Origin of the sequence: Actinosynnema sp. NPDC020468, assembly GCF_040642015.1 — a bacterium.
GTDB lineage: Bacteria > Actinomycetota > Actinomycetes > Mycobacteriales > Pseudonocardiaceae > Actinosynnema.
The window spans coordinates 3,168-4,736 of sequence record NZ_JBFAEO010000105.1 but is presented as its reverse complement, the minus strand read 5'-3'; the positions used below and the strand labels follow the sequence as shown (position 1 = coordinate 4,736).

Annotated in this window: 1 rRNA gene (cut by a window edge); it reads right to left on the bottom strand. The window is 56.9% G+C overall.

The window, feature by feature from the left end:
- Positions 1-50: 50 nt before the first annotated feature.
- A 23S ribosomal RNA gene (locus tag AB0G50_RS35790) occupies positions 51-1,569 on the bottom strand (it continues 1,351 nt past the right edge of the window).

The window sequence follows — 1,569 nt, the reverse complement described above, 5'->3', positions numbered from 1 at the left end:
GGGGGTCTGGTTGGTTCCTTCAGAACCGCACAGTGGATGCGTAGCGTCTTCGAGACAAGTCCTCGGCCTATTAGTACCGGTCAACTCCAGCCGTTACCGACCTTCCATCTCCGGCCTATCAACCCAATGGTCTCTTGGGGGCCTTAACCCACAAAGGGGTGGGATACCTCATCTAGGAACAGGCTTCCCGCTTAGATGCTTTCAGCGGTTATCCCTTCCGAACGTAGCCAACCAGCAATGCCCTTGGCAGGACAACTGGCACACCAGAGGTCCGTCCGTCCCGGTCCTCTCGTACTAGGGACAGCCTTCCGCAAGTATCCTACGCGCGCGGCGGATAGGGACCGAACTGTCTCACGACGTTCTAAACCCAGCTCGCGTACCGCTTTAATGGGCGAACAGCCCAACCCTTGGGACCTACTCCAGCCCCAGGATGCGACGAGCCGACATCGAGGTGCCAAACCATGCCGTCGATATGGACTCTTGGGCAAGATCAGCCTGTTATCCCCGGGGTACCTTTTATCCGTTGAGCGACCACGCTTCCACAAGCCATGGCCGGATCACTAGTTCCGACTTTCGTCCCTGCTCGACCTGTCGGTCTCACAGTCAAGCCCCCTTGTGCACTTGCACTCGACACCTGATTGCCAACCAGGCTGAGGGAACCTTTGAGCGCCTCCGTTACCCTTTGGGAGGCAACCGCCCCAGTTAAACTACCCACCAGGCACTGTCCCTGATCCGGATCACGGACCGAGGTTAGACATCCAGTACGACCAGAGTGGTATTTCAACGACGACTCCACAACCACTGGCGTGGCCGCTTCACAGTCTCCCACCTATCCTACACAAGCCGAACCGAACACCAATACCAAGCTATAGTAAAGGTCCCGGGGTCTTTCCGTCCTGCCGCGCGTAACGAGCATCTTTACTCGTAGTGCAATTTCGCCGGGCCTGTGGTTGAGACAGTCGAGAAGTCGTTACGCCATTCGTGCAGGTCGGAACTTACCCGACAAGGAATTTCGCTACCTTAGGATGGTTATAGTTACCACCGCCGTTTACTGGCGCTTAAGTTCTCAGCTTCGCCCCGAAAGACTAACCGGTCCCCTTAACGTTCCAGCACCGGGCAGGCGTCAGTCCGTATACATCGTCTTGCGACTTCGCACGGACCTGTGTTTTTAGTAAACAGTCGCTTCTCGCTGGTCTCTGCGGCCGAAAAATCCTAGCCCGCAAGGGGCTTCAAATCCCTCGGCCCCCCTTCTCCCGAAGTTACGGGGGCATTTTGCCGAGTTCCTTAACCACAGTTCGCCCGATCGCCTCGGTATTCTCTACCTGACCACCTGTGTCGGTTTGGGGTACGGGCCGCATGAACACTCACTAGAGGCTTTTCTCGGCAGCATGGGATCACTCTACTTCGCCTCAATCGGCTATGCATCACGTCTCAGGATACGTGGACCGCGGATTTGCCTACGGTCCTCCCTACACGCTTACACCAGTACTACCACTCACTGGCGGAGCTACCCTCCTGCGTCACCCCATCGCTTGACTACTACAAGTTCAGGTCCCGCGCTCCACAACC